Raw genomic sequence first — 18,886 nt, 5'->3', positions numbered from 1 at the left:
ACTCGTTGATCCGAGCTGTACCGACGCCTAGGTAGGCGGCAGCTGCCTTGTAGCCCAGCAGACGGCGTGCGGCCGGGTCAGGCGACCCCACCTCGGGCCGCTGGGCAGGTCTCGGGAGGTTAAGGTGCTCAACAGCGTCGGCGAGGGTGCGGAGGGCATCAAATAGTTCACGCATAGTCCTGCGCGTATGAAGCCGCCGCACGGACGACCTGATCGAAAGCACACGTGCAGAGCCCGTCGCTGCGAGAGGGTCGGTTCATGGCGCTGGCCTCACTCATCATCTCCATCGCAGCCTTCGTGTTCGCCGCGGGCGCAACTGTCCTTCAGCTACGCACCGCGAGACAGGCGAACGACCTGCCGGTGCTCGTCGAACTCTTCGCTGAGCACCGGTCTCCTCGCCTGGCCGAAGCACGAACGTTCGTGTTCGAGAAGTTGCACGGTCACGACATAGGGCAGGGTCTCGCCGGGCTCCCCGAGCACGAACGTGGTCTCGTCCGAGACCTCGCCTGGTACTACGACAACCTCGGTGTCCTGGTTACCCACGGCCATATCGACGTCGCTCCCGTGTCTGGATACCTAGGATCCGCTGCGCAGAGCGTGTGGAAGCAGATGCAGCCCCTCGTGGAAGCTGAGCGACAGGCACGGTCTGGATCGAGCGACCCGAGTCGATGGCAGGCCTACTTCGAGAACCTGGTTCGGCTCGTGGACGAGGCCCCACCGCTGGACGCACGTCGACGGCAACGACGGTGGCGCCTGGGCTGATCCCCCACCTGATGTGGTCGAGAAACGGCGACGTCGGCCGGGCACTGGCCGTAACGTCTCGGATGTGCCGTTCAAGGGACTGACCGTCGCCCAGTCGATGGTTCTGCTGCAAGAGGCTGACGAAGCAGCGTACCTCGCAGCGTCCGGCCTTCACGTGCTTGGCACCCAGCGTCGAGCGCCAGAGCGTCACGCAGCAGTCCTTACGCTCTGGTCCATCGCAGCGGAGAAGATGCTGAAGCTCGCCCGGGGTCTCGTTGCGTTGGACGAGGGTGAGCCCTGGCCGAACAACTTCGGCGCGAAGCGCTACCGCCACGCGATCCTGACACTGGACTCAGAGGTTCGGGAGGCCTACGTGAGGGGCGAAGTGCGGACTGCAGCGCCGGGGTTCTTGCAGGGACTGCGTGCCCAAGTTGATGGCAGTGAAGAGGTCGCGGCCATCCCACGCGCCTGCGACCGGTGGGGGCGAGCAGGACGCTTCTCGCGGCTCGACCAGCTGGCTGGAAAACCACAGCGCGAACCGTCTGCTCAGGAGCAGTGGGAAGAGCTCGAGTGCGACTTGGTCCTTGGCGATAGTGAACTGCTAGCTGCCCTGGGCGCGTCCGACCAGGACGACTTCAACGCGAGCATGGCTAGGTTGGACATCTACATCACGTCGGCTTTTAAGGTGTGGTGGCACCTTCATTGCCGCTCGTGGATTCAGGGCGCGATTGGCGCCGACGCCAAGGGCTTGGCCTTCCCGATGGAGCAAACAGTCCTGGGCACGAACAGCACGACGCGCATGACCTTCCGCGACTCACTCCGTTCGCGCTGATCGGCGACATCGGCCCCTGGGCGGGCCAGTCTCCAACAACTGGACGCAGCCAAGTTTCTGGAAACCCATGACGCGAGACGAGTCCACGAGCAGACTCCCCCGCATGGCCGACACCACTTCAGGGCCTCCGGCGGGGTGGTATCCCCACCCCTCGATGGTCGACACGCAGCGCTACTGGGACGGCAAGCGTTGGACGGATCACATCGCTCCAGCGACGAACCAACCGCCAGTGGCCACCACCGAGGCGGACCGCAGCGGGCTAATCGCCGCTGGGATCGTGACGAGCATCCTTATCCCGATCATCGGGGGCATAATCGGGATCGTGTTGATCGCGAAGGATCGGGTGGGCCCAGGTCTCGGGTGCATCGTGATCGCGCTGATCTCGGGGTCGGTCTGGTATCAGCAGGTCTTGGCTGATCCCTACGGCTACTAGTGGGTCTCTGACGACCGTGGACCCCGATGCCTGGTGAGCACAAAGAGTCAGAGCCGACAAGAAGTGCGGCTGGGTCAGGCGCGGGCGAACCTGCAGCTACCTGCCGGCGAACCTACGAACAAGAACTTCCCGCTGCCGAAGTACTTCAGTCCGTCACGTCGTCGTCTACGTCAGACGTGTGCAGCGATACCTGCGGAGTGCCGAAGGGAACCTCGACGATCAAGCCGTTGCCTGCCAGACCCGCACGGAGGTTGCTCGCCGCGTAGTCGTACATGAACGAGGAAGCCCACTCCCCATACTGCCTCAGCAGGTCGTCCGTGTACTCGTCGTCAACCGTCTCAGGCTCCTCACGGAGGACGATCGGCAGTATGACGACGATCCCCGCGAAGGCGAGCGCGTTTCGGAGGGTGAGTTCACCCAGGAATGCCAGTCGTGGGGACTCACTCGTGATCGCTGCATGCATGACCCAGTCAAGCTCGGTCTCATCCTCGGACGGGTCAACATCCGGGGCTGCATCGCGCTGCTGGATCTGAAGACGACCAACGATCAGGCCAAGCGGAAGGATGTCCGGCCATCCCGGCTTGAACTCGGGATACCAAGACGCCTCAGTGAAGTGATCCGCCATGAACTAGGTTCGCGCCGGCCGCTTCGTGGCTGACCATGAGCCGCCAACCGAGCGGCCGACGACGACGTCGTCCCACCGACCGTGCAGCGACTTCTGCATCTGATCGTTTAGCTCGCCGATGATTCGCGCGGACCGCTCGCGCGCGGGGTCATCTGCGATCACGCGATGCTCAAGCATCGCGTCGACCGCCATCGCGTAGCGACGGACTGTCGACTGATGCAGGTCGCGGGCGCCGGACTCAATGCGCGCGACGGCACTCTGCGAGATGTCCATGCGGCGGGCGACCTCGGTCTGAGTCAGCCCAAGTTCTTTGCGGCGCTCAACCAGCTCGTCAAGCAACCGACGATCGGCCTCGACCAGCGCGCGAGCGCGCCGCGTGTTCGAGTCGGTCTGCTCAATCCCAAGGAGTTCGTCGAGATTCATGTCACTCCCTCTTGTCACTCACACCCGCAGGGTATGACTCCAACGTCATGACGCACAAGGTACCCGGCGCATCCTTAGGCGAAGCTTCTTTCTCGAAATTCGAGCAGTAGATCGCTAGCCTCGCGCGCCGCGACGTCCTGCTCTTCAAGCCCTATCGGCCCCGGACGCTTCGTCCTGAGCCTGAGCGCGACAAGGTGGCCCGGAAGGTCGTGCGGCTCTGTGAAGTAGAGCCTGGTGTGCATCATGCCGCCTGAGTAGTGCCAGTCCGGCAACTTCAGTTCGAGGACGTCCGGGGCCACTTGCATCAGGACCACGAGGTCCCAGGGCAGAGCGGCGCCGGCAGCAAGACGCATCCTCTCCCGCATCGTCTCCAGGAAGACCGCCCGCGACTGATCGGAGGGGAACCGCCCCTTCAAGAACTCCAGGTCATTGATGAACGGTGCAGCACCACTATCCCCCCGAGCGTAGATCCACTCGGAGGATCCACCCCCACCGCAGGACCTAGACCCGGGCGGCTGCGCGATGCGTACCCGCCCTGATGGCATGACGGCGAGCATAGGACCCCGGACCGCCAGTTCCCGGAGTTCGGCGCACAACGACCACCTACTTACGCCGGGAGCCGAACTGGCCCTTGAACCCAAGAACCGACTCCAATGACAGCGACGCCCGCGTGCGGTGCACGTCGCGCCTCTCGATCTTGCCGGCCGCGACGGCCCGCCTGATGGTCTCGTGCGAGCAGCCGACGATCTCGGCGGCCTTCAGCCAGGACACCCACTGGTCCCGCTCGGCCGCGTAAGCCTGGACTTCGTTCTCGCGGACCCACCAGCGAACGCCGACCTTGCGCGCCTCAAACCGTCCCTGGCGTGCCAGGTAGACGACGTGATCCGAGTGCGCGCACCCAAGCCTCTCGGCCGCCTCGGTCGCTTGGATCCACCCCTCGGATTCAGGTGGACGGATCCGGCGCTTTTCGCGCCCCTGGCGGCGCCGCTCCAGCCCCTCCGTCTTCTCGCGCCACCAGACGGCGAACTCCTCGACGGACTTGCGCTGCAGACTGCCGTCGTGGCGCCCCTGACCGGACCGGCGGACGAGGCGACCGCCGCGGACGTAGGTCTCGATCGTCGTGACCGGACAGCCGACGAGCTCGGCCGCCTGCGGCCACGTCAGCCAGTCAGAGTCGTCGCTCACGGCGCGATCATGCCCAGGTTGGCGACGACCACACGGGCTAGTGCTGAGACCTGCTCATCCGTCGGACGACCTCAGCCGCTGCTGCTCTGCCGACCTCTTCATCTGTACCGCCCGCAGCGACGAGAAGTCGCGAGGCCGCCTCACCAGCCCAGGCCTTGACCGGGTCGGCCTGCCAGGCGCCGAGCATCGCGCCGGCGGTCTCCGAGAGCAGGTCGACGCGCAGGACCGGCGCACGTCCCTTGACCCGGTCGGTGGCGATCTCGACCAGCTCGGCCACGGCGACATCGACCGGGGACTTCGCGTGCACGTGACGGGTGGCAGTGCCGTCGAGGCGCGCCACGGTGATGCGGTCCTGGTTCAGGTGATGCCGAGGCATGATCAGTCCCGGTCGACCTGGATGCTGAGGAGTCGGTGGCCGGTGGGGACTTCGGTCCGGACGACCGCCATGCAAGCGTCGTAGTCGGGACGTTCGATGTCGTAGACCGTGCCAGGCTCGTTCGGGTCGTCGATGGGCCTGGCCGTCGCACGCATGATCACCACAACAGCATAGCCGAACAAACATTCGATCATCTCCGGAGTCGGGTACGACGAGGGCGCCCCGATACGGGCGAACAGAGCGCTAGGGTGCGGCGCGTGTCAAACGCCTCACCTAGTCCCGGCGTCTGGAGCGCAGTCGTCGTACGGATCGCCGACTCGAGATGGCTGGCGCCCACGGCGACGGTCGTGCTTGCCGTCGTTGGCACGTTGCTCGTCACTGTCGGCCAGGACCTAAACAGCAGATCAGACTGGGCCTGGGTCATCGTCGGCGCTCTCGTTGCTCTTCTCGGCGGTCTAATCCAGGTTCTGCGCGAGGTCGGCACCCGCGCTGCCTTCGACACGGCTGCACTGGAAGCACAGCGGCTCCGGATCGCCATGAAGGACGCGCTGCAGCCGATGGCCGAGCTGATCGCGGACCTTCCGAGCAAGACGCCCAAGGAGCGTGAACGTGCGCTTGAAGCGGTCGCCCAGCAGGCGGTCAGCGCCCTGACGCTCCTGCTGAAAGACGTGGATCGCGTGCGAGCAGTGGTCTACCAGTTGGACAGCGCAGGCATGTCCAAGCTCGCCTACCACGGGCGAGGAAACACGCCGAACCCCTTCGTCAAGACCACAGAGCGCGGTCGGCTGGCCTGCGAGATGGTCGAGGAAGGGAAGAGCCACTTCGAGCCGGACATCAGCCAGGCGTCGTCGGACGCCTACAAGGGCACGGGCAACGGGTACGAGACCTACATCTCAGCTGCGATCAACTCCGGTTCCACCGGTTACGGCATGGTCACCGTGGATGCACCCAACGCGCTTGATCTAGTCGACACCGACATGCAGATCGTCTGCGTGGTGGCCGACCTCCTCGCGATCGCGTTCGCCATCGCCGACACGAAGTGACGTGGAGTGTCGGCGGTCGGTGCAAGCATCTGGCTAACATGGCGATTCAGGACGACGGAGGTAGCACGATGACCAAGATCGCACTCAGGAACCCGCGAGTTCGGGAGGTCAAGGACTTGGCCTCGCCCGCTGCTGTCCGAGACATCTGGGCTGACGCCGCCAAGGCCGTCCGCGAGGAGGCTCCCGCCGTACAGCGCCGTCGCCGGCGCGCCAAGAAGGCCAAGTAGTTGGTCTGGTTTCCAGAAACGCCGAAAGCGCCCCGCCTTCCAGTTGGAGAGCGGGGCGCTTCGCCGCTCTGGCGTGCTGGTGTTGCCGCCTGAGGCGAAGACCGCCTCGGTGGCCGAGCACGTGGATCACAGGCTGCAGGCCGAGTCGGCTTCATTCCGCTAGCGTGCCCCGGTGCTAGAAGCGACGCCGTTCCGTCGGCGCGGGGTCATCCTCGACGCAGACGTCTTCTCGATTGTGACGACTCCCGCGGTCGTTGACCTGGACACCGTTCGCGAGATCTATGCAGTCTGTTTGCAGGTTGACCCATCGCTTCGGCTCACTGCTGGTGTCGACGGCTCTGACGGGTCTAGGTTCCGCGTCATCGAGCCAGCCGATCTCGACGATGCGAGTCCCCTCGACCTGTCTCGGCTCGAGATTCAGTACGAGTCCCCGACGACCATGATGGGAACGCCCTCGATACTCGTGCAGCTCACGCTGTGCCGCATCAACTTCTCGGGAGACACCGGCCAGGAAGCGGCGCGCCGCGTGGCTGAGCTTCTGAACGCCTGCCCGCCCCGAAGGACGTTGCAGTCCCGCTGGTTCCGGCATCTGCTGAGCCTGTGGCCGGTCTTGGCAGCTGCCGTAATGGTTGGAGCCTGGGTCTGGTACTTGACGATCGACCCGCCCCACTTGGGGCTGGCCGTCGCGGGGTCAGGTCTGATCGTGCTGGCGGCTCGGACCCTTTGGCGCGAGCGACCCCAGCCTCCGATGGGCGGGTGGGGCAATTGGTTGTTGCACTCGCACAAGGTGGAACGGGTATCCCGGCGCGAGGTCGACCTCAGACGCGCAGACAACCGACGTGACTGGAAGGTCACCTTCACAGTCGGCCCTGTCGCACTCGTCCTCGGATTCGCTCTGAACGCGCTACTCGATCGGCTCTTCTGAGATGGGTCATCGAGGAGGAAGGTTCTCCTGGATGACCGCAGGCTGCGCTCGTCGTGGTCGCGCACGACCGTCTCGGCGATGCGTCGTACGACGGCGGCATCGCGCTGGGGGTCGACGCCCTCGCGGCGCACCAGCTCCCGGACGTGCTGGTCGAGCTGGTCGACCACCACTCCGTGGGCGTGCGAGGTGGCGTGGGTCATCGCCATGACGGCTCCTTGACAACCGAGAACGGAGTCCTGCCATGAAGGTAGGTGACAGCGGTCTACCCCAGGGGGTACGCGGTCAATCTGTGGAGAACGTAAAGAACGTCCTGACCGGGCGGGCTAGCGGCCTGCGTCGGAACCGGATGCGGCGTAGGCCGCCGTGATCCGGGTGGCGACCTCGGCCAGGTGGTCGGTCGTGAGGTCCTGGGCTCCGGTCCCGGAGTCGAGGACCTCCACGCTGAGCAGCTCGTCCGACGCGGTCCAGGACAGGACGGTGACCGCCTTCAGCGACTCGTCGGTGAGCACCACGGCCGGCCCGCCACCGGGGACCTCGACGTCCTGCCGCTCGGCGGCACTGGTCGTCGCGCCGGCGACGTCCTCCTCGTGGTCGCCGCTGGACGGCTCGAAGGTCCAGCGGACGAGGTGCCCGTCGTCCGGGTCGCCGATCGTCCGGCACTCGACCTCGCCGGAGGTCTCGTCCGGGCCGGCGACCCGGCGGGGGACGCCGGTCCAGGTCGCCAGGTCCTCAGCGGTGACCACGTCGCACGGGGGCCCCACCTCCGTAGCGGCGTCGGTCGGGCTCTCAGCCGACGCCGGCGTCTCGGGATCGCGGGGTCCGCTCGAGTCGTCGGCTCCGCATCCAGCGAGGCCGAGGACCGTCGCACCGACGAGAGCGACCGCACCGGTCCCGAGCCTGATCCGTCCGCGTGGCACGGGCCGAACCTACCCAGCGCGGCCGGCACCGACACCGCGGTCGATCAGCTGGAGGTGACCCGTCGTACGACGAGCACGGTGACGTCGTCGCGGACGGTCGGGGCGTGGTCGCGCACCGCCGCCCGCACCTGCCGTACGACGACCTCCGCGGGCTGGCCGGCCGCGGCCCGGACCGCGCGATCGACGCCGCGGGTGCCGAGCTCCTGCCCCCGGGCGTCGCGGGCCTCGACCGCGCCGTCGGAGAACAGGACCAGGGCGTCGCCGGGGAAGAACTGGACCGTGCCGACCGTCCAGGTGGCCTCGTCGAGGACCGGGCTCAGCAGCGGGCCGGTGGGGTCGAGGGGGCGGGTCAGCCCGACCGACGGGACCAGCAGCGGAGGGGGATGCCCGGCGTTGACCCACGACAGGGTGCCGGCGCGCGGGTCGACGATGACGGCGGCGATGGTCGCGAAGGACTCGAAGCGGTCGGCGAGGGTCCCGCGGACCGCGGGCAGCAGCTCCTCGGGCGGGACCCGGCCGATGACACCGTGCAGCGCCGCCTTCAGGACCAGCCCGACCACGGCCGCCTCCGGGCCGTGCCCGGAGACGTCGCCCAGGACGACCGCCAGCCGGCCGCCGTCGAGGTCGACCAGGTCGAGGAAGTCACCGGCCAGCACGCCCTCGGCGGAGTCGATGCGGCCCGACACGTCGAGACCGGGCCGGGCGCCGGCAGGGGCGTCGAGCGCGCGCTGCAGCGCGCCGACCGCCGGCTCCGCCAGCGCCAGCGCCTCACCGGCGCGGCGGGTCTCGTCGATCTCGTCGAGCAGGTGGACCCGCATGGTGTCGACGTCGGCGGCCAGGGTGGCCACCTCGCGCGGGCCCGCGGTCGTGACCGCGCGGTCCAGGCCGCCCCGCGCGACCTCGCGGCTGCGCCGACCGAGCTCGGCCAGCGGGCCCAGCACCGCGCGGGAGAACCCGACCGCGCCCAGCAGCGTCGTGGCCAGCAGGGACAGCACGGTGACGACGAGCAGCACGCTCAGCCGGTCGAGCAGCCGGTCGGCGCGCCGGGTCGCCTCCTCCTGGGCGACCGCGACCTCGGCGTCGGCCGTCGCCTGCTGCTGCCGGACCCGGTCGAAGAGGTCCTTGCCGTTCCCGCTGGCGACCAGCCGGGCCGCCTCGCGCCGGTCGCCGGCCATCGCCGCCGCGAGCTCCGGCTCGGCGGCGGTCCGCTGCCACGCGGCGTGGGCGGTCACCATCGCCTCGACCGCAGCCTCCAGCTCGGCGTCGTCGGCGACCTGCTCGCGCAGCAGCTTCAGGCTGCGGGCGATCTCCTTGGGCGCGTCGAGGTAGGGGGCGAGGAAGTCGTCGTCGCCGGTGAGGATGTAGCCGCGCTGGGCGGTCTCCTGGTCGACGTACCCGGCCAGCACCTTCGCGAGCGCCACCCGGGCCGGGTTCAGCTCCTCCTCGAGCTCGGCCTGGGCCCGCGAGACCTGGACCAGGGTCACGACCAGGAGGACGCCGACGACGGTGCTGAGGAGCACGACGAGGGCGGTGACGAGACGGACGACGGATCGCGCGGAGTACGTCCGTCGACCTGCCACGCGGACACCCGCCCTCCCCCGACCCACGCCGGTCGGCACATTCAACCATCGGGACGGGAGACGGGAAGGGTCCCCGGCAGAACTGCCGGGGACCCTTCCGTCGTGCCTCGTGCGGCGCTTACCGCTTCTTGCGGAGCGTCACCGTCCGCTTCGTGACGGCGGTGCCGCCCTTCGCGGTGACGGTGATCCGGACCGGGGCCGTGATGCGCCCCTTGCGGACCAGGATCTTGCGGAACTTGCCCTTGGCGGCCACGCGGATCTTGACCGTGCCCGCCTTGGTCGCCGTCGCGCTGGTCGAGACGACCCGGCCACCGGCCAGGCGCACCGTGCCGGCGGTGTTGACCTGGACGGTCAGCACCACGGTGCCCTTGTTCGGCTCACGCTTCACCGCGGTGACCTTGACCGTCGGCTTGACCGGCGTGGTCGGCGGCGTCGGCGGGGTCGGCGGCTCGACGACCGGCTCGTCCGAGACCGAGAAGGTCAGCGGCGCCGAGGTCGTCTCGTTGCCCGACGAGTCGGTGACGACCGTCGTGAGCGTGACGTCCTTGCCGGCGTAGGCCTTCGTCGCCGTCCAGCTGAAGAGGTACGGCGCCTTGTCGGACGTCGCGACCGGCTCCCCGTCGACCAGCAGCGTGGCCGAGGCCACCGCGAAGTCGTCGGAGGCCCGGACCAGCGGGGCCACGATCTCGCCCAGGTCCACCTCCGCGCCACCGAGCGGGTCGACGAGCGTCGCCGTCGGGGCCGCGTCCGCGACCACGCCGTACGACGTCGGGACCGTGCCCGGGGCCGTGGACACCCGGCCGGTGGTGACCACCGAGCTCGAGCCCGAGATCGCCTCCGCCCCGGTGTCCGGGTCGGCCGGCCCGCCGGCGACCGGCGCGGCCGGGCCGAAGTAGCTGGCCGAGATGGTGAACGCACCACCGGTGCGCACCGCGGTGTTGTCGGCGTTGGCGTTGTAGACCGCGAAGCCGTTGCCGGTCACGACGTTGCCGGAGCCGGTGAGGGCCCCCGCCGTCTCCGTGCGGGCGTCGGTCAGCAGGATGCCGTACGACTTGGACGGGTCCGGGCGGAAGTAGTTGCCGGTGATCCGGCTGGTCCGCACGAAGCCGTCGGCGCCGCTCGTGTACTTGATGCCGGTCTGCGGGAAGAGGCTGGACGCCTTGCCCTTGACGACCGTGCCGGTCACGTAGCCGTGGTTCTCGATGCCGGTCCGGACGATGTTGTTCGGACCGCCGTCGACGCCCTTGGCGCCGTCGATCAGGATGCCGCCGCTCTGGTAGCCGGTGACGACGCTGTCGGCGACGGTGACCTCGGACTCGACCGTGCCGGTGCCGGCACCCTGGATGACGCCGGTCTTCACGATGCCCCAGCCGTGCGGGTTCGCCGCCAGCTCGTCGGCCGTGGTCGCGACCTTCATCGGGCCGACCACGCTCTGCGAGACCCGGCCGGCCGCACCGAAGAAGGCGATGCCCGCCTCGGCGAAGGTGTCACCGGCGGTGACCGTCACGCCCGAGATGTCCACGAACATCTCGTTGGTGTCGGTCGAGCCGAGCGACTGCCGCGACACGGTGATGACGTTGCCGCCGCCGTCGCGCAGGTAGGGCTTGAGGCCCGCCAGCGTCTCCAGCGACTGGTCCGGCTTGATGGTGACCTTGTCGGCCCCCGCGCCCTTGATCTTTAGGGGCTTGGTGATCGTCAGGCCGTTGGTCGACGACGTCGAGACCGGGTTGCCCGGGCCCGAGATCGGCGTCGAGGACTCCTCGTAGACACCCTCGCAGACCACGATCGTGTCCCACGGGGACGCGAAGTCGACCGCCTGCTGGATCGAGGTGAAGTTCGCCGTCGGGCACTGCGCCTTGTCGTCGTCGACCACCCAGGAGGTGTTCGAGAACTCGTCGGCGACGTTGTCCTTCAGCTTCACGTTGCCGGCGGTGTTGTCGTACGCCGCCATCACGGCCGCCGGGTCGGGACCCGTGGCCGGGGCGCCGGAGCCGGCACCCTGGTCGATGGCCGTGCCGTCGGACAGGACGAGCGGCGCGTCGACGCCCTCCTGGAAGCGGACGTCCGCGACCTGGATCGAGCCCGAGGCCGGGGTGCCCTCGGCGCCGAAGCGCAGCTGCACCGAGTCCAGCTTGGTGAGGTCGACGCCCTGGGCGGCGAACTCGCTCAGCGGGACGCGGATCTGGTCGAGCACGATGTGCGTGTTCGGCGTGTTGGTGCCGGTGGACATGTGCAGGGCGTTGCCCCAGCGCTCGTCGCCCGCGTGGACGGTCGCCTCCTTGCCGGCGGTGTCCTTCAGGACGATGAGGAAGTCCTGCGTCGTCGACGTCGGGTCGTACGACGTGGGCTTCTCGTTCGTCCAGCACGGGAGGGCGGTGGTGCAGCCCTCGCCGGTCGTGACGCGCGTGTTGTCCCCGCGGTTGTCGGCGCCGGGGTTGCGGGTGTCGAAGAAGTTGACGTCCGCGCCCATGGTCAGCGCCTTCAGGCCGCTCAGGTCCTGCGAGGCCGCCGGGATGTCGGCGGTGAGCTCGGCGGTCGTGCCGGTCTCCCAGGCGAGCGCCAGCTGGCGACCGTAGGAGTGGTTGACCGGCGCGTTCTCGCGCATGCCGTTGCTCTGGCCACCGAGAGCGTTGGCCGCCGGGAGCGGGCAGGCCTTGGCGGCGGTGGGCAGGGTGCCCTTGCCGAGCTGGGCCGGGGCGAAGTCGTCCGGCTCCGGGTTGCACCAGTCGTAGCCGCCCGTGGTCTTCTTCGGCAGCGGGGTCACGCCGCCGCCGGCGACGTACGGGTTGGCGAAGCCGGAGCCGCTGAGGGTGCCGCCGAGGGCGTTCAGCCCGAGCGGGTTCTGGACCTCCGGACGGATCAGGTCGACCCGCTGGTCCGCGGCCGGGAAGTAGCTGGTGGAGACGTACTCCTCGCAGCCGATCCGGGTGCCCGAGGTGCTGGTCGGGCAGGCCGAGGCCGGGATCTGCAGGTGCGACTCGGTGTCGGAGAGCTCACCGGTCATGTAGGGCTCGAAGGCACCCTCGCCACCGACGTAGCGGCGGAAGAAGGCGGCCATCGTCGCGAGGCCGATCTTCTCCTGGTCGCCCATCCGCGCCGGGTCACCGGAGATCTTGGTGTTGACCAGCGGGTTGTAGGTGTCGGAGTTGTCGATCGCGTAGTTCAGCGCCGGGTTCGTCGGGTCGGCCGCGCCGCTGAGGCGGATGTTGTTCGGGTGCACGTTGTTCGTGGCGAACGGCGCCGAGTTGCCGCAGGCCGCGTCGTTGTTGCCCTGACCGTCCGCGCCGCCGTCGGCGTACCAGACGGTGTTGTACCAGTTGTGGATCGCGCCCAGCTGCGAGGACTGGATGCGCGGGAACGGGTCGGTGCCGTCGATGTACTGGCTGCGCTCGTAGAAGCGCGCACCCTGCAGGTTCGAGACGTCACCGTCACAGAACGGCAGGATCGACATGTACGGCGTGCCGTACGGCGCCTTCCGCTCGTAGTCCACCGGCGCCAGCGAGATGACGCCGCGCAGGGGGTAGCGGGGTCCGTCGGTGCGGATCCGGTTGTAGTCCATGAAGCTGGTGACCGCGTCGCCGCCGCGGGAGTGGCCCATCAGGCCGATCCGGGTCATGTCGAGGTGGCCGCCGAGGGTGGCGCTGATCCCCGGGGTGACGCTCGGGCCGTCGGCCAGGGTGCCGGCGTTGGCCGCGCTGAGCGCGTCGAGGGCCGCCGCGATGAGCAGGCGGCGCTGGTGCATGCCCTTGCCCTTCGGGTTGTCCTGTCGCTGCATCAGCTGGTCCTGGGACACCGAGAAGACGGTGTAGCCCCACGTCGCGAGGTTCTCACCGAGGTAGGCGTAGCCGGCCTCGTTGCGCTTGAAGACGGTGCAGCCGGCGGTCGCCGGAATGGTGTTGCCGTCGCACGAGCCGTGGTTGCCGTGCACGAGCACGATCAACGGGGAGGGCGTAGTGCGCTGGGTGAAGTCGGGGTAGTAGAGCGCGCCGCGGATCTCGAGGTTCTCGGGCGCGGAGACGGTGCCGGTGACCGGGGCATCTCCGTTGGAGTTGGGCTCCTGCAGGGCGGCGGTGCCCAGCTTGACCTCCTGGATCGTCTTCGGCGTGAGGTCGCCGCGGTCCATCGGGTCGGGGAGGACGAGCTCGTCGGCCGCGGCCGGGGCCGCCGCCTGGATCGGTGCTGCAGCTGCTGCGTGGGTCGATGCTGTCCCGGGAAGCACCAGTGCCGCCAAGAGCGGAGCCAGTGCCAGCGTGCGCCAGCGCGTGGAGGTAGGAACCCTCACGACTTCTCCTGTTCTGTTCCGACGACCGGAATTCGGCCATCGGACAGACGCTAAGGAGGACTGATCAACCTGCTGGGTCAGGCGTGTTAACGGAGATGACGCGATCTTTCCGAAACGTTTCAGGAAAGGACACGCCAGCCGGTCAGGCGCCGTCCTGCACGAGCTGGACGAGGTCCGCGACGGAGTCGAAGACCCGGGTCGGCCGGTAGGGGAAGGTCTCGACCTGGCTCGGCAGGGTCGAGCCGGTCGTCACCAGGAAGGTGCGCAGCCCGGCCTCCAGGCCGCTGATGATGTCGGTGTCCATCCGGTCGCCGATCATCACCGTGGTCTCGGAGTGGGCGTTCAGCCGGTTCAGCGCGCTGCGCATCATCAGCGGGTTCGGCTTGCCGATGTAGTACGGCGTCCGCCCGGTCGCCGTGCTGATCAGCGCCGCCACCGAGCCGGTCGCCGGCAGCTTGCCCTGCTGACTCGGGCCACTCGGGTCCGGGTTGGTCGCGATGAACCGCGCCCCGGCGTCGATCAGCCGGATCGCGCGGGTGATCGCCTCGAACGAGTAGGTGCGGGTCTCCCCCAGCACGACGTAGTCGGGGTCGCGGTCGGTCATCACGTAGCCGATGTCGTGCAGGGCGGTCGTCAGCCCGGCCTCGCCGACGACGTACGCCGTGCCCTGTGGCCGCTGGTCGGCGAGGAACTGGGCCGTCGCGAGCGCCGAGGTCCAGATCGCGCTCTCCGGGACGTCGATGCCGCTGCCGAGCAGCCGGGCGCGCAGGTCGCGCGGGGTGAAGATCGAGTTGTTCGTGAGCACCATGAACTGGCGGCCGGAGGCCTTCAGCGCTTCCACGAATTCGGTCGCACCGGGGATCGGGTCCTCCTCGTGGACCAGGACCCCGTCCATGTCGGTCAGCCAGGTCTCCACGGCGCGGTTCGTCATGGGGCCATTCTGGCGGAGGTGTCGGAGGATGGGCCTCGTGCCCGCCGAGATCCGCCCCGACGGTCGCGGCTTCGTGCTGCGGATGGACGACCGGGACCAGTCGTACGTCGACCTCGACGACCCCGGTCTGCTCGCCTTCGACTACGTACGACGCATCGGCGACGTGATCGACGCGTGGGGACCACCCGGGGACCCGGTGCGGGTCCTGCACGTCGGCGGGGCCGCGCTGACCCTCCCGCGCTACGTCGCCCACACCCGCCCGCGGTCCCCGCAGGTCGTCCTCGAGCCGGCCGCCGACGTCACCGAGCTGGTCCGCCGCGAGCTGCCGCTCCCCCGGCAGAGCGGGATCAAGGTCCGGGCCGTCGACGGGCGGACCGGGCTCGACGCGGTCCGCGACGGCTCGGTCGACCTGGTCGTGGTCGACGCGTTCGCGGCCGGGCGGGTGCCCGGGACGCTGGTGACGGCGGAGTGCGCGTCGTCGTACGCCCGGGTGCTCGCGGGTGACGGGCTGCTGCTGCTCAACCTCGCCGACCGGGCGCCGTTCGCGTGGACCCGGCGGGTCGTCGCCGCGGTGCGCGGCGAGCTGCCCGCGCTGATGCTCAGCGCCGAGCCGGCGACCCTGCGCGGCCGACGGCCCGGCAACCTGCTGCTGGTCGCCGCCCGCAGCGCCGTCCCCGTGGCGGCGCTGCGGGTCCGGGCGACCAGCGGCAGCGCGCCGTACCGGGTCCTCGACGGGGCGCAGGTCAGCGACACCGTCGGGGGCGGGCGGGCGTTCACCGACGCGGACACCGCGGACTCACCGCTGCAGGAATGACTCCTTGACCTGGTCGAGGAGCGGGTTGTCGCCGTTCGGGCGGGCGCCGTAGTTGAGGACCCAGATGATGGTGCCGCCGAGGCCGGTCTCGCGGGTGTACGCGCCCTTGGCGGCGATCGACCGCTCGTCCTCGTAGGAGAGGAAGCCCGCCGGGTTGCGGTTCGGGTCGCTCTCGGGGACGAACCCGGCCTCGCCGTACTCCTCGTCGTAGGTGCGGTACGTCGAGGACGCCTCCTCGTCCCACTGCAGCTCGCCGTGGGAGAGGTAGCCCATCTCCTCCAGCCGGGACCAGGCCAGGGCCGCGTCCTGGATCTCGTAGACGTCGTTGCCGCCGAGGTCCTGCCGTGGGCCGGTGATCGTGGGGCCGTAGTAGACGCCGTAGAAGCCGATGCCCATGCCGATCCGCTCGCGCGGAACGCCGGTCGCGACGTAGGCGTCGATGCTGCTGTCGATGCTGTAGGGGTGACCGGCGCGGTCCTCGCCGTCCAGCGCGCCGGAGAACCACGAGTCCCAGCCGGCACCGAACCAGGTGGTGCCGATGCCGTAGCTCATCAGGTTGTACTGGTCGACCAGCAGCGCCGTGTCGGCCCGCCACTGCTCGACCCGGTCGCCGGGCTCCAGCCACTTGGTGGCCTGCGCGTAGCCGGGGAAGGTGATCAGCCCGGGGTCGGTCGCGTAGCGCGGGCGGGTGGCCATCTCGGCGCGGATCTCCAGGATCAGCGCGAACAGCCGGCGGTGCGACTCGGCCGCCGTGATGTCCTCGCCGCACTCGTCCTCCGACCCGCCGAAGCAGTTCTCCCAGTCGAGGTCGACGCCGTCGTAGTCGTGGGCGACCAGGTAGTCCACGACGTTCTCCACGAACCGCGGGCGGACGGCGTCCGCCGTCGACAGCACGAACCCGCGCCCGTCCAGGCCGTCGCCGCCGAGCATCAGCAGCGCCTCGGTGCCGGCCGCGTGGGCCTCGTCGACCAGGTAGTCCTCCACCGAGCGACCGTCGTACGGCGCCCAGGACAGCGGGCCCTCCTGGGCGCTGACCGCGCCGAGCTCGACGTCGCCGGGCTCGCCGCCCAGCCCGCCGCCGCCGGGCGCGACCCGGCCGAAGACCAGGTGGGTCATCGCGGTCAGGTCGACGTCCTCGGGGTCGTACCAGCTGTTCCAGAACCAGCCGGCGTAGTAGCCGGTCACCCACGGCTCCGTGCGCGGGGCCCGGACGGTGATCGCGCGGGTCACCGACGTGGCCGCGACGGCGCCGTGCCACCCGGTCGTGACGGCGCGGTACGACGTGGTCGCGGCCGGCTCGACCACGACCACCGCACCGCCGCGCGCGTCCTGCCGTGCGGTCGCGACGGTGCGCCAGGCGCCGGAACCGACCCGCGCCTGCAGCTGGACGGGTCGGCCCGGACGAGCGGGGGTGAACGCGACGGTCGCCGGCAGCCGGGTGCGCGCCTGCGTGGCCGCCGGCACCGTCACCGTGCCGCGCTGCGGGGTCACCCGGACGACGCGCGGCTTCGAGACCCAGCGCTTCTTGCGGACCTTCTTCGCCGCCACCACGCGGTACGTCGTGGTCGCGGCCGGGGCGCCGAAGCGGAAGACGTAGCGCCTGCTGCGGTCGGTGCGCCGCTGCGCGACCTGGACCCACCGCTTCCCGGCCTGCCGCTGCAGCACCACCGTCCCGCGGTGGCGGGCCTTCCCCGACACCGCCGTCGGCTCGCCCGCCACCAGGCCGGTCACCGCCTTCGCGGCCGGGGCGGTCGTCGCCACGGTCGGTGCCGCGGTCGGTGCCGCAGCGACCCCGGTCGCGGCCGGGCTGGCGCCGGGGACGGTGGTCAGCAGGCCGGCGCCGAGGGCACCGGCAGCGAGCAGGGCAGGCAGGAAGGTCGATCTCACCCCGGGATGCTCGGCCGCCCGCCGACCCGGCCACCAGGGCCCGGTGTCCCGACCTTCCGGGCAGGTCCCCCGTGCGGAGGCCGAGTCAGCACCAGTGGTGCTGACTCGGCCCGCAACTTCTGCTGACTCGGCGGGGACGGGGGGTCAGTGGCGGACGGGGCAGCCGGCTGCGCCGGGGGTGGGGAAGGTGCCGAGGTTCTCGACGCGGTGGCCGTCGGGGTAGCTGCGGATCCAGGAGATGTCCTCGATCAGCTTCGGCTCCTTCCGCGCGGGGAACGCGCGCAGCAGGCGGCCGCGGGCGCGCAGGGCGGCGTGGCTGGCGCGCTGGACGAGCGGCGGCGGGGCGTCGTACCGGAAGGCCTCGCGGAGCGGGTCGTCCATGAGGGCGCGGGCGAAGAGGCCGGCGGGGCGCTGGACCGGCTTGGCGTAGAACGTCTGCATCAGCGCGAGGGTGGCGTCGGCGACCCGGCGGCTGCCGGCGTCGTAGGCGAAGTGCTCGGCCTCGTAGGTGTCCATCAGCTCGGCGAAGTCGGCGTAGGTCTCCGGGATGTCCGGGATGTTCATGTGCTGGCCGAGCCTGCGGTAGTAGTTGACCGAGGCGCGCTCCTCGACCGGCGTGAGCGGCCGCTTGCCGTAGTCGTCGAGCCAGCGCTTGGGAACGACGACGAACGTCGACAGCACGTAGCGGAACTCGTGGTCGGGGATGTCGTAGGCGCGGTGCATCTGGTTGATCCGCCGGATCGCGGCCTTCGCCTCGGGATGGTCGAACCCGTAGCGGCTGGGCGGCTCGAGGAGCAGCGCGGTGTCGTCGTAGCGCCGCTGGACGTTGGTGGTGAACTCACCGGTCGCGTCGAGGAGCCGGCCGATGCCCGGCACGGCGTAGGTGCGGAACAGCGCGAAGCTGAGCGCCTGGTTCATGTCCCACGGGAACTCGTGAGCCACGACGTTGCGGTAGATCTCGACGTACGTCGTCTCGGGGTCCAGCGCGTCGTTCACGCGCTTCCAGTGATCGCGCCTCATGCCGCCCCAAACTAGAGCACGCGCTCCACTATGGCTAGGGTCGAGGCGTGCGCACCCCCGTCCAGTCCCGTAGCGAGTCCTCGGCCGACCGGATGCTCGCGGCCACGCTCGACCTGCTCGCCGACGGCGGGCTCGCGGCCGTGACGGTCGCCGCGGTCGCGAAGGCGGCCGGGGCGTCCAACGGCTCGCTCTACCACCGCTTCGGCGACCGGACCGGGCTGCTGCTCGCCGCCCAGGGCCTCGCGCTGGGCCGGATCGAGGCGGCCACGGCCGCCGCCTTCGCGCGCGCCGACGCCGAGCCGGACGACGACCGCGCCCTGCGGCTGCTCGCGACGGCGGCGCTCGACATCTTCGCGACCCACCGCGGCGCGATGCGCGCCTACCTGGTCGAGGCCCAGGGCCAGGCCGCCTTCGACGACCGCAACGTGCGCAGCAGCCACCTGCTCGCGGCGACCGTGACCGGCTGGCTGCGCGACCGCTTCGCCGCGACCGGGCCGGACGCCGAGGCCGCCTGGCGGATCCTCTTCGCCCTCGGCGCCGCGCAGGCCCTCTTCGACGACGCGCAGGTCTCGCCGACCGCGCTCCCCCGCGCGGCGTTCGCCGACGCCGTCGCGCGGGCGGTCGGGGCGCTGGTGCGCTGAGCGG

The 18,886-nt window shown here is 70.0% G+C and carries 20 protein-coding genes; 8 read left to right on the top strand and 12 right to left on the bottom strand.

All coding sequences use genetic code 11. The annotated features are described in order from the left end of the window. Positions 1-258: 258 nt before the first annotated feature. The 3 genes from BLT76_RS25300 (at position 259) to BLT76_RS02835 (ending at position 2,006) form a co-directional block, all read left to right on the top strand. Positions 259-762 (top strand): DUF4760 domain-containing protein, encoded by a 504-nt coding sequence (locus BLT76_RS25300; protein WP_139175386.1) that lies wholly within the window; start codon positions 259-261, stop codon positions 760-762. Positions 763-826: 64 nt separating this feature from the next. Beyond that, a complete protein-coding gene (locus BLT76_RS02840) occupies positions 827-1,573 on the top strand; it encodes a hypothetical protein (RefSeq protein ID WP_090850511.1) in 747 nt (248 codons plus the stop codon). Positions 1,574-1,676: 103 nt separating this feature from the next. Then, complete coding sequence (locus BLT76_RS02835; protein ID WP_090850859.1) at positions 1,677-2,006, top strand: DUF2510 domain-containing protein; 330 nt, start codon at positions 1,677-1,679, stop codon at positions 2,004-2,006. A gap of 145 nt (positions 2,007-2,151) precedes the next feature. Here BLT76_RS02835 and BLT76_RS02830 read toward each other — a convergent pair whose 3' ends face one another. The 6 genes from BLT76_RS02830 to BLT76_RS25565 all read right to left on the bottom strand — a co-directional run bounded on the left by BLT76_RS02830 (position 2,152) and on the right by BLT76_RS25565 (position 4,776). Further along, entirely contained in the window at positions 2,152-2,631 is a 480-nt protein-coding gene (locus tag BLT76_RS02830) for a hypothetical protein (protein WP_090850509.1), read from the bottom strand. A gap of 3 nt (positions 2,632-2,634) precedes the next feature. Then, on the bottom strand, positions 2,635-3,054 hold the full coding sequence (locus BLT76_RS02825; RefSeq protein ID WP_090850506.1) for a helix-turn-helix domain-containing protein: 420 nt from the start codon (positions 3,052-3,054) through the stop codon (positions 2,635-2,637). A gap of 74 nt (positions 3,055-3,128) precedes the next feature. Continuing rightward, positions 3,129-3,599 carry a hypothetical protein gene (locus BLT76_RS02820; protein ID WP_139175385.1) on the bottom strand — a complete coding sequence of 157 codons (471 nt, stop codon included), beginning with the start codon at positions 3,597-3,599 and terminating at the stop codon, positions 3,129-3,131. 58 nt (positions 3,600-3,657) lie between these two features. Further along, positions 3,658-4,239: a helix-turn-helix domain-containing protein gene (locus BLT76_RS02815; RefSeq protein WP_090850502.1), complete on the bottom strand. Its 582-nt coding sequence runs from the start codon at positions 4,237-4,239 to the stop codon at positions 3,658-3,660. A gap of 37 nt (positions 4,240-4,276) precedes the next feature. Further along, complete coding sequence (locus BLT76_RS02810) at positions 4,277-4,615, bottom strand: hypothetical protein (protein WP_090850500.1); 339 nt, start codon at positions 4,613-4,615, stop codon at positions 4,277-4,279. 2 nt (positions 4,616-4,617) lie between these two features. Beyond that, a complete protein-coding gene (locus tag BLT76_RS25565) occupies positions 4,618-4,776 on the bottom strand; it encodes a hypothetical protein (protein WP_170866913.1) in 159 nt (52 codons plus the stop codon). Positions 4,777-4,872: 96 nt separating this feature from the next. Between BLT76_RS25565 and BLT76_RS02800 the strand changes: the two genes are divergently transcribed. From BLT76_RS02800 to BLT76_RS25555, 3 genes are all read left to right on the top strand, one after another. Beyond that, a complete protein-coding gene (locus BLT76_RS02800) occupies positions 4,873-5,658 on the top strand; it encodes a hypothetical protein (RefSeq protein WP_170866912.1) in 786 nt (261 codons plus the stop codon). Between the two features lie 399 nt (positions 5,659-6,057). Next, positions 6,058-6,810, top strand: a complete 753-nt coding sequence (locus tag BLT76_RS25560; RefSeq protein WP_170866911.1) for a hypothetical protein — start codon at positions 6,058-6,060, stop codon at positions 6,808-6,810. 53 nt (positions 6,811-6,863) lie between these two features. After that, complete coding sequence (locus BLT76_RS25555) at positions 6,864-7,055, top strand: hypothetical protein (RefSeq protein WP_170866910.1); 192 nt, start codon at positions 6,864-6,866, stop codon at positions 7,053-7,055. Between the two features lie 78 nt (positions 7,056-7,133). On the opposite strand, the gene BLT76_RS02785 is transcribed toward BLT76_RS25555, so the two are convergent. The 4 genes from BLT76_RS02785 to BLT76_RS02770 all read right to left on the bottom strand — a co-directional run bounded on the left by BLT76_RS02785 (position 7,134) and on the right by BLT76_RS02770 (position 14,520). Beyond that, positions 7,134-7,553: a hypothetical protein gene (locus BLT76_RS02785; RefSeq protein WP_090850489.1), complete on the bottom strand. Its 420-nt coding sequence runs from the start codon at positions 7,551-7,553 to the stop codon at positions 7,134-7,136. A 218-nt stretch (positions 7,554-7,771) separates the two neighbouring features. Continuing rightward, complete coding sequence (locus tag BLT76_RS02780; RefSeq protein WP_170866909.1) at positions 7,772-9,307, bottom strand: PP2C family protein-serine/threonine phosphatase; 1,536 nt, start codon at positions 9,305-9,307, stop codon at positions 7,772-7,774. Between the two features lie 118 nt (positions 9,308-9,425). Next, positions 9,426-13,589 carry an Ig-like domain-containing protein gene (locus BLT76_RS02775; RefSeq protein ID WP_179714407.1) on the bottom strand — a complete coding sequence of 1,388 codons (4,164 nt, stop codon included), beginning with the start codon at positions 13,587-13,589 and terminating at the stop codon, positions 9,426-9,428. A gap of 142 nt (positions 13,590-13,731) precedes the next feature. Further along, complete coding sequence (locus BLT76_RS02770) at positions 13,732-14,520, bottom strand: HAD-IIA family hydrolase (protein WP_090850486.1); 789 nt, start codon at positions 14,518-14,520, stop codon at positions 13,732-13,734. Positions 14,521-14,548: 28 nt separating this feature from the next. On the opposite strand from BLT76_RS02770, the gene BLT76_RS02765 reads away from it, so the two are divergent. Further along, positions 14,549-15,334: a spermidine synthase gene (locus BLT76_RS02765; RefSeq protein ID WP_090850484.1), complete on the top strand. Its 786-nt coding sequence runs from the start codon at positions 14,549-14,551 to the stop codon at positions 15,332-15,334. On the opposite strand, the gene BLT76_RS02760 is transcribed toward BLT76_RS02765, so the two are convergent. Together BLT76_RS02760 and BLT76_RS02755 are read right to left on the bottom strand one after the other, a co-directional pair. Beyond that, positions 15,317-17,221, bottom strand: coding sequence for a glycosyl hydrolase family 18 protein (locus BLT76_RS02760; protein ID WP_090850482.1), 1,905 nt, complete (start codon positions 17,219-17,221; stop codon positions 15,317-15,319). The genes BLT76_RS02765 and BLT76_RS02760 overlap by 18 nt on opposite strands. Before the next feature lie 144 nt (positions 17,222-17,365). Further along, a complete protein-coding gene (locus tag BLT76_RS02755; RefSeq protein ID WP_090850480.1) occupies positions 17,366-18,241 on the bottom strand; it encodes an oxygenase MpaB family protein in 876 nt (291 codons plus the stop codon). A gap of 47 nt (positions 18,242-18,288) precedes the next feature. On the opposite strand from BLT76_RS02755, the gene BLT76_RS02750 reads away from it, so the two are divergent. Beyond that, a complete protein-coding gene (locus BLT76_RS02750) occupies positions 18,289-18,882 on the top strand; it encodes a TetR family transcriptional regulator (protein WP_139175384.1) in 594 nt (197 codons plus the stop codon). Positions 18,883-18,886 lie beyond the last annotated feature (4 nt).

The organism is Nocardioides lianchengensis, assembly GCF_900101465.1.
GTDB classification, from domain to species: Bacteria; Actinomycetota; Actinomycetes; order Propionibacteriales; family Nocardioidaceae; genus Nocardioides; species Nocardioides lianchengensis.
The sequence above is the reverse complement of the archived record's forward strand: the minus strand, read 5'-3'. Positions and strand labels throughout refer to the sequence as shown.

Coding starts and splice junctions, on each gene's coding strand:
- BLT76_RS25300 (WP_139175386.1), top strand. CDS start 259: ATGGCGCTGGCCTCACTCATCATCTCCATCGCAGCCTTCGTGTTCGCC.
- BLT76_RS02835 (WP_090850859.1), top strand. CDS start 1,677: ATGGCCGACACCACTTCAGGGCCTCCGGCGGGGTGGTATCCCCACCCC.
- BLT76_RS02830 (WP_090850509.1), bottom strand. CDS start 2,631: ATGGCGGATCACTTCACTGAGGCGTCTTGGTATCCCGAGTTCAAGCCG.
- BLT76_RS02825 (WP_090850506.1), bottom strand. CDS start 3,054: ATGAATCTCGACGAACTCCTTGGGATTGAGCAGACCGACTCGAACACG.
- BLT76_RS02820 (WP_139175385.1), bottom strand. CDS start 3,599: ATGCCATCAGGGCGGGTACGCATCGCGCAGCCGCCCGGGTCTAGGTCC.
- BLT76_RS02810 (WP_090850500.1), bottom strand. CDS start 4,615: ATGCCTCGGCATCACCTGAACCAGGACCGCATCACCGTGGCGCGCCTC.
- BLT76_RS02770 (WP_090850486.1), bottom strand. CDS start 14,520: ATGACGAACCGCGCCGTGGAGACCTGGCTGACCGACATGGACGGGGTC.
- BLT76_RS02765 (WP_090850484.1), top strand. CDS start 14,549: ATGGGCCTCGTGCCCGCCGAGATCCGCCCCGACGGTCGCGGCTTCGTG.
- BLT76_RS02755 (WP_090850480.1), bottom strand. CDS start 18,241: ATGAGGCGCGATCACTGGAAGCGCGTGAACGACGCGCTGGACCCCGAG.